Annotated in this window: 3 protein-coding genes; all 3 read right to left on the bottom strand. The window is 58.3% G+C overall.

Annotated elements, in window-relative coordinates:
* Nucleotides 1–248: 248 nt before the first annotated feature.
* The 3 genes from AC0L25_RS24475 to AC0L25_RS24465 all read right to left on the bottom strand — a co-directional run bounded on the left by AC0L25_RS24475 (nt 249) and on the right by AC0L25_RS24465 (nt 8,441).
* On the bottom strand, nt 249–3,719 hold the full coding sequence (locus tag AC0L25_RS24475) for an ATP-binding protein (protein ID WP_473597872.1): 3,471 nt from the start codon (nt 3,717–3,719) through the stop codon (nt 249–251).
* On the bottom strand, nt 3,719–4,975 hold the full coding sequence (locus tag AC0L25_RS24470) for a metallophosphoesterase family protein (protein WP_473597871.1): 1,257 nt from the start codon (nt 4,973–4,975) through the stop codon (nt 3,719–3,721). The genes AC0L25_RS24475 and AC0L25_RS24470 overlap by 1 nt, the downstream gene beginning before the upstream one ends.
* 481 nt (nt 4,976–5,456) lie before the next feature.
* Nucleotides 5,457–8,441 carry a TrlF family AAA-like ATPase gene (locus AC0L25_RS24465; RefSeq protein ID WP_473597870.1) on the bottom strand — a complete coding sequence of 995 codons (2,985 nt, stop codon included), beginning with the start codon at nt 8,439–8,441 and terminating at the stop codon, nt 5,457–5,459.
* Nucleotides 8,442–8,751 lie beyond the last annotated feature (310 nt).

Here is an 8,751-nt window from a genome sequence, read left to right as displayed (position 1 = left end):
GCTTCACCCCAGCCGAATGCGCCAACTACTTCAAGGCAGCTGGATACGACCCAGATTAAACAGGACGCGCTCTAGTCGCCGTGCCATTTGCAGCCGAACGAATGGCAGGTCTTGGGAGTGCCTACCACGCCATTGAACGGCGAGAACTGGGCGCAAAGCGGACGCCAAAGCCAGCGCTTGGAATGTCGACTAAGGGGCAAACATCGAACAGCACGGTATGTCAGCAACGCATCAAGTAAAGTCCAGTCTCATCCGAGCTCGTGGATCGTTACGCCCGGCACAACAGTCTTGGCGATCTCGCATAGGTGCTGGTGATGCGTAAGGTAAATGACCTGGCCGGCACTTGCCATTTCGCCAAACAATCGGAAAACCTCCTCTGACCGGACATGGTCGAAGGTTTCCATGATGTCGTCAGCGATGAATGGCACCGAGGGTCGAAACTGTGCGAACTCGTAGTACCCAGCAAGCCTGAGCGCCAGGTAGAGCTGAAAACGCGCGCCCTTTGACAGCGCGTCGGCGACCTTGGATTGCCCGTCGCGCTGCAACGCGATGAGCACTTCCCCACCCTTGACCGGTTGAGTTGTCAGGCCAGAGTACTGGCCGCGCGTCATGAGGGCGAATGCGTCTGATGCACGCTCCATCATCCCGGATCGATGACGCTCGCGGTAGACGCGCAGAGCATTCGCCGCCGACATTATTCCCAGTTTCAGCTCGATATAGCGGACGGCCTTTTCCTCGATTTCCAAAAGGACGGTGCGCCGTTCGGCATCTATGCGAGCAACAGCGCTGTCGCCGCCAATGGCGTCAAGCTTGTCGGTCGCGCGCGTCTGCCGGATGAGCTGGTGCTGTATCGCCTCGTCGAGGTCGCGAAGCCGTTGCTCGGCTTCAGCCTTCTCGACTGCGAGGCTCTCGAGATCGACAGCATCCACTATCGAACGCGCCTGCTCGAACCCTTCCACCGCAAGCTCGGACGACACCTGCTCCTCGAGTTCGGCCACGGCTGTGCGCAAGCGATCCCTGTCGCGCAGCAGTTCGTCGCGTTGCACGACGTCCGCTAGCGTGGCCACGCCAAAGACGCCCAGGACCTCGTTCTTGCGGCGCTCATGTGCCGAAATCTCAGCATCGAGGATCTCACGCCCATCCTGCAGGCGCTGCAGGTCATTGACGAGGCTTGCCTTGGTATCGCGCGTGCGCTCGGCTCGCTCGAGGCGCTCGGCAAGCCAGATCGCCAGCTGTTCCGGGTCGTCGTCGTCGACCCCCTCGCCCGCTTCGGCTGCAACGGCGAAAACCTCAACCAGGAAATTGTCCCTGTCGGCCTCCATCTTCTCGATACGGAGTTGCATGGCGTCGCGGTCTTGCAGACATTTGGACAGTTCGGCCAATTGATCGAGGACACCGCCGACGCTGGGCGCCGAGATGCCGCTCTCGAGCCAGGTGCCCTTGAGCGCTTCGGCAACGCCGGCTAGCCATTCATCCTCACGCCGCTCCCCGACTTCGACAGCTCGGCGCCTGGCGGACAGATCCTCTTGCCTTGTGCTAACTGTCTTGAGCGCTTCGGTGCGTTCAGCGTCCACCTTGAATTGTCTCTCAAGGAACAGCTCCGCCACAGCCATGACCGTCTCCAGGCTGTCACCAGGATTCGAACCGACGCCGACGCTCGCCAGCGCACCGCTCAACTCCAGCCGCATTCGCCCTTCCTCATCAACCGCCTGCTCGGCCTTCTTGCGCGAAAGCTCGATCTCCTCCCAGGCCGCGAGCGCATCGATGCGGGCAGCAATCCGATCCTCGATCAGTTCGATCAGCCGTTCGGGGGATGTTTCCGGGATTACTCCAAGCAGGTCGCTTGCGGCTGTGCGTATTTCCAAGAGCACCGCGTTCCGATCTGAGCCGTTGCGTTCAAGTTGGTCGCGCGCATGCGAGACGGTGGCTGCGGTTTCTGCGAGGTTGCGGTTTGTGCTGCGGATCTCGACGAGCTCTCGGGCGTTGGCCAGACGGCCTGCTCCGGCTCTGTCGTCTCGAGCCAGTGCTGCCGCGAAGTCATCCGCGGTTTCGCCTGTCAGGGCATCGCGATGCCTTGCCCAGGCCTCGTGCCGGGCGCGCCGAATGGCGTCCGCTGTATCATCGTCGGTGACATCGACCGAGGCACGAAGGGCTTCCAGCCGCGCCGAAAGCAAGTCGTGATTGCCCTGGTGCTCGGCAAGGCGTTCGGAAAGGATGCCGCTGCTCTTCGCGAGCTCTGCTACATGCGCTTTCCATAGGCCAAGCTGTCCAGCATTCGGAATGGCGACCCTGGCCAGTGCCTGACCATCTCCCGACCAGGGATGCAAGCGCGCAACCGCGGCCTCCAATCGAATTGCACCTGTATCCGCCGCCTCGTGTGCCGCCTTGGCCTCCCTCATGTACCCGCTGGCCTTTGCCGTGGACAAAGCCGAAACCAGCCTCGCCCTGGCAGGCTCGGGGACGGCCCGTTCTTCGCCGACCCGCTCGCGTGCCGCCTGAAGCGCATCAGCAGCTGCCGCGGCCTCCTCGCGCGCAACGCGGACGCTGGTAACGATCCCGGAGCGCTGCTCGACCATGGTGCGCACAGCGCCAATGGCTGCAGCAGGCAAGAGCAGTTTGGCAGGGTGTGGCTCGGAGGACTTTCCAAGAGCCGCAAGACAGGTCGCCACGGCATTGTCGAGGATCTGCAACTCCGTCCTGCGGCTTGGCAGGTCGAGGCCGGCCGAGACATGGCGCACCTTGCGGTCGGCCAAGCCGCGAACCCGCTCGGAAATCGCAAGGATCACCGCGTCCACCTCGAACGAGGCGATTTTCGTCGTCACCCGTTCGAGCTCTTCCACACTCGCGGAAAGCCGCGTTCTCAAACTGGCGTCGGCCTCGATCATGTCGGCGACGCTGCCGGTCCAGGTCCGTGACGGTGAAGCGATCTCAGGCAACTCGGCTAGTTGGGCTTCCTTACGTCGGATATCGGCAAGGATCGGGATCGCGCGAAGATACTTCGCGATTGTATCGAGCCGAGCCGACAGGACCGACCGTTCGGCGATGCTGCGGTCGTATTTTTCGGTCGCCTCCAGGCGCTCGGCTTCAAGGCTCTCATAAGTCGACGCCAAGGTGTCGACCGCGTCCTTACCAGCCTTCAGTTCCGCAAGCCGTTTCTTGAGCAGCGCAAGTTCGGTTCCGTGTGCCTGCTTGCGATAGAGCCTGTCCGCCTCGGCCTCGAGCACGCTCAATGTATCGCTTGCGTGCCCGAGGCCGGCGCTGGCCGTGAACAGCAGCTTGCCCAGGTCGCCGCGGGATTCCAGGATTGATTTTCCACCTGCTTCCAGCGTCTCGTCGTCCAACGAGAACATGGTCTCGTATGCGTCGCGAGACAGGCCGGCCAGATGTGCTGATATCGCCATTTCGCTGACCGGTTGGCCAGTCTCATTCAACAATGAGTTGGTGCGCTGCTTCGTGCGTGTGAAAATGTGCTCCGCGCCGCCGAGTTCGAGCACGCCGCCGATACGCATGGCGCTGTATTCGTGCAGGAAATTGTAGCGGCTGCGTTCCTCGATGCCGAACAGCAGGTCCAGATAGCCGGAAAGCGCGGTCGACTTGCCGGCTTCGTTCAGGCCGAAAACGATATGCAGGTCGGGACCGGATTCCGGTTTTGGCCCGAAGTCGATCGTCCTGTCGGTGAACTTGCCATAGCGAATAAGATCAAGTCGCCGGAGCCTCATTATGGTCCACCGGCCTTGAGGCGAGCGGTGACCAAGTCGGCACCGTTGGCAAGCACCGTGTCGAGGAACAACTCCAGCTCAGCCTCGTCTTTGCCGGCGAAATCACGCCCGTCAGGCGGAAGATCCGCGATTATCTTCTGGACCAACGCCCTCGCCTCGGCACGGAACGCTTCTGAGCCGGCATCGGCGCGCATGGATTGAGCGAGTTCGAAAATCGGATCAGCGACGCCCCCGGATGCCTCGGCTGCGGATGGAGAGACGTCAAGTTCGAGCTTCTCCACCCAGGTTTCGCCGACCTGTTCGGCGACCTGCTCAGCTTCTGCGAGCAGCAGGTCGCGGTCACGGATCAGCGCCCAGGATAAAGGTGACGCCCCGGTCAGGCCGAGACGGATCACAACATGACGGGACCTGACGGAGGCGCGCGCATCTTCCAGCGCGGAGCGGACTCGTGCGACGACTTCGGACCATTCCACCGTTTCGGTCACGTCAACGTTCACCCGCTTGAATTGCGCGATACTGGTCAGCCTTTCCTCGATCTCGACGGTGCGGTCGTCTCGTATCGTCACCAGGGTGACGGATTTCTCTCCGGCCTCGTTGATGTCCCTGCCCTGCGGAATGCCCGGCATCACCACGGTGCTCGCCCCAGGATGGATTTGACGGACATGGATATGCCCAAGCGCCCAGTAGTTGAAGCCATGGCGGTGCAGGTCGGCGACGTTACAGGGCGCGTAGACGTCGTGGCCGGGCGATCCGGCCAGGCTCGTATGCATGATGCCGACATTGACCGCGCCTTCACGCGGGGCTGAATACTTGGGAAGCAAACTGTCCGGCGCCTTAGGGCTGGCAAAGCTCAGGCCATGGAACATGACGTCGAGCCCGCCGGCTGTCTGCAGCACGGGCTGGGGGCGGCCGCCGAAGATCGTAACGGTGTCCGGAAACACCAGCTGTTTCGATATCCGCGACATGGCATCGTGATTGCCGCGGATTTTAAAAACCTTGATGCCGGCCTGGTGCAGGCGCGTCATCTGTAACGCCAGGAACCGGGCCGTTTTCATCGATGTCTGATCGCCATCGTAGAGATCGCCGGCAATTACCAGCGCATCGACACGTTCCGCAAGGCAGAGATCCACGATCGAGACAAACGCTTGACGGCTGGCGTCTCCGACGAGTTCGGCAAGGTCGGGGTTTCGCATCGCCAGCGTACGCAGCGGCGAGTCGAGGTGGATGTCAGCGGTGTGGACGAATCGAAATGCCATTGAGCGGTCTCCGGCCACAAACATACCGGGGTTTGACTGCGGCTCGATAGGAACAATATCATGATAGCCGATGCTGGCGCCCGAGGTGGTTGGAATTGAGCAAACTGGGTGCGATGTGTCGGGGCATTCAATATCGCGTTGAGAAACCCAACACCGACCAAAAATGGGCCGTAAAGCGGACTGTCGGCTCCCAGCGTCCGAGCAGCCGATAGCTGACGCTCAGGTCGGCGAAAACGTCCTGAAACTGCACTTGAGGTAGATGACCGCGTTTCCCGCTATCGCGGCAGAGCGCAAGCCGGTGCGGATAGTCTTCGTGCTGCATGTAATGGACGTGCCGGATATCTACGGACTTGCACATCCGCAAGGTGCGACGGCTCCCGAGATCGTCGATGTCAATGCAGCTCCACCAACGGTGCGGCACGCCTGTTTCAGGCCATTTACACCTGTTGGCATGTATGAATGTCGACACTCATGGCCGGACTCACGCAATCTGATACTTCAGGCGGCGTTTCACGAATGCAGGCTGCGAACCTTCCAGGACCATCACGATTCGATTGTTGATGGCGGGGTCCTCGATTGATCCGCTTTCATATGAGAATTTGTAATTCCTCGCTTTGTCCAGCTTAACGTAGACGATCTGTTCAGCGTCGGCACCTACGGCTAGGTTTGGGTTGTGGGTTACCAATATGACCTGCCGGCTCTTCTTAGCATGCCGGATGCAATTCGCCAGTATCGAGAAAATGCTGTCGTTGTCTAGGTTGTCTTCCGGCTGGTCGATGATAAGGGGCGTATTGTCCGTGTCCAGTTGTAGATAGAACACCAAAAGCAGTAGGCCCTTCTCCCCTGGCGACAGCTCGTCGAGGTTCTTGCTGCCCAACCTTAACTCATACGACGCTGAGAAATAGTCCAAGGAGTATAAAAAGTCGTAGAGATCTTTGGGATCGACTTGCTCTTCGAGCGAATAGGCGCCGTTGTCGTCGTTGCCCTTCATGATCTCTACGATCTTGGCGGCGAAAGCATCAATGGTCGAGAATTCATTCCAGTTCACGTCGTTCAGCAAGGTGCGCAAGACACCCTCGGGGTTCTTGCTGCCATGGAATGGACCGCGTCTTGACTTGTTGATTTTGCCGAGGAGCTTATCAGCAAATTCCCGATCGGGAACGAACGCCGCGTCTATCTGGACAGAAAAGTCCTCTGTGCGCACCTCACTTAGTTTCGTTTCAACACTCGACTTAACGTCAGTATAGAACTTCAGGATTTTCTTTTTGCTTGAAAATATCAGGTCCGCAAGCTCGGTTCGCGCCTTGCGCACTTCGTCAATCTTATCACCCACGTCTTCTTCGATGTACTTGATTTGCTGATCAAGCGCGTTAATGGTGTCTGGCGCGGGATCGCTGTCAGCTCCGGTGATCGCAAGTTTGAGTCCGTTCCAAGCGGCGAGCTTGTCCAGATACGTCTGATATCGCCGTTGTGGCGCGCTTAGGAGGGTACGCAATTCCTCAATCCAACTTGCATGCAAATCAATCGCGGCGCGAATGTCCGGCAGACTGGCAAGGGTCGTGAAGTCTGTTTCCTTGTTGATCTCGGTTGTCGTGCGGCCTTCGAGCAATGAGATATCGGCTCTTACCGAAGTAATCGCTGTGTCAACCGCTGTAATGTCAATCCGCGTGTGGATAATGGCATTGATGTCCAGCCCTAACCCTTTCGCAGTCTCGTTCAACGTCTGCGTGCTAGTCGTGATGGATGTGCTGAGGTTTGACAGGCCGTCCTTAAATGATATCAACCGTTGATGTCGGTTCTTCTTCTGAGAAATTTGTTCAACAACCTTGCCTTCGGCCGCTTTCAAGGCCTCTAGTGCGCCCGTCCTGTCCTCGATTATTTTTGCCTGTTGCTGGTGTTCGGGAGTCTGTGCGGCTGGCTTCGGCACTTCCGCCGGAGCGGCAGCTTCCAAGGCCCGGAGTTCCTCCTTCTTGGAAGCCAGCTGCGCCCGCAAGCCCTTCATAAAGTGTGGAGCGGACTTGCCCTCAAGCTCAACAATGTCATTGTTGAGCTGCCGGACACGAGCCTTCAAAGCACTCGTTTCATCCTTGCTTTGGAGGGTCTTAAGGTCCTGGAGTTCCTTGAAGGATGCCATCTCCATTTTCTCGGTCTCCTCAACATGCGAGAAGACGACATCCTCAATTTCCTTACGGAATTTGTCTATTTCGATCTCGTTAGTTAGTTGCTCGAAATAGTTCTGGGGTAGGTACCGGACCGTTTCGGGCCTCGTCGTGTCGACGCTCTCGGCAAGGTTCTTTTTCGACGACGTATTGCTGTGCCAGGTCGCCTCGGCCTCGAAATTCTCGGCATACCCTTTTTGCTTGAATTTCTTGTTACGGGGGGAGTCGCTTAGGAACCCGAAGTGCGATTCAAGCCTGCTTTCACCGAGGAGGCCCAGAATGTCGACCAGCGCACTTTTGCCGCTGCCCTTGTTTCCGATGATTGCTGTCAACTCAGGATTGAGAGGGATGTCGACGTTTTTGAACCAAATGCCCTTTTCGCCTTTGTAGCCAGGTTTTTGCCGGATGCCGAGGCGCGAAAGAATCTTTGTTGGCTGCTCAGCCTTGCGGCGCTCGACAGGAGGCTCATCACCGATGAACACTCTCGCTTCCGGCTCGTAGCAGATCTGGCTTAGACCGCGAAACGTGAGATCCGCCTTGATCCATGTCGCGGGAAAATTCGCAACATTACCTTCCAAACGCTCGATGTCTGCAAATGAATGGGCGTCACTGCCGGCCATGACCGGTTTAGGAATTGACCCGTCATAGCGGTTCGTTTTTAGGAAATACTCGCCGCTCTTGGCATCCCCGAAGAACGCGTGACATCCCTTGTCGATCTCCTCGGTAATCGCCATTTTCCGAGGAGAACCCTGGTCGGCACTTTTGACACCGTCGTTCTTGGCGGGGAAGACCAATAGATATGGCTTATGCTTTCCGAAGACAGTCTCGAGCGCTTCGACAACCGCGCGGAACCCCACTGACGCAGCTTCGAAATCGCTCAGTGTTACCAGGTCGGCACATGTAACCGGTGCCCCGGCGCTGTTGGTACGGCTGGTGACGAGTTGCGACAGGAATTTGGAGACTTTGTCGGCAGTACAGTGTTCCTCGTCATTATCGAAAATGACATGGAGATGTGGGCTTTTCCCCTCAGCGCTGATCGCTTCGGAGAGCCTTAGTTCGACGTTGACGAAAAAAACCTTCGACGACTCCGGGAATCGCTTCTTGTACCGGGCGATAAGCTCAAATGAACTGTCGCAACTGAAGTAATCCGTAATCCCAAAAGCTGCAGTTGGTGCGGCTTCTAAGAAGTCGATGTAGCGGTCCCAGACATCGTCGGTCGTTCCGCCGAATGCGTTCGACATCTTCGTACCTGGCGTATGGATGTGAAGGTCCCACCGCCTCCAGAGAGATCCAGGCTTTGCTCCCATTGTACCCCCGTCTCAGCAGCTACCATTGTCCGGCGAGCTCTCGGCCTCCAGCTCGCCCACCTTGCGCATCCGCTAATTCTAAAGCAGGGATTTCCAACATCGATCGACCTGCGATTCTCTTGCAATCCTCTACATGCCAACCGTAGAGTAAACAACGCCCTGTATTTACGCTTCCCGCTTGGGCCAGAGCCGTACCGGTTCAAACTGTCGATCGGAAAGCGCGCCGCGAGCAGGTTTTCCTGCTCCATCGCTTCGCCCTGCAGCTCCTGAGATTCCTGCAGGTCCTCGATCTGGCGCGCTGTCGCCGCGC

Source organism: Mesorhizobium sp. WSM4813 (assembly GCF_055811555.1).
The sequence above is the reverse complement of the archived record's forward strand: the minus strand, read 5'-3'. Positions and strand labels throughout refer to the sequence as shown.

Excerpts from the sequence above, each read along its gene's own strand:
- AC0L25_RS24465 (WP_473597870.1), bottom strand. The coding sequence starts at position 8,441 with ATGGGAGCAAAGCCTGGATCTCTCTGGAGGCGGTGGGACCTTCACATC.
- AC0L25_RS24475 (WP_473597872.1), bottom strand. The coding sequence starts at position 3,719 with ATGAGGCTCCGGCGACTTGATCTTATTCGCTATGGCAAGTTCACCGAC.
- AC0L25_RS24470 (WP_473597871.1), bottom strand. The coding sequence starts at position 4,975 with ATGGCATTTCGATTCGTCCACACCGCTGACATCCACCTCGACTCGCCG.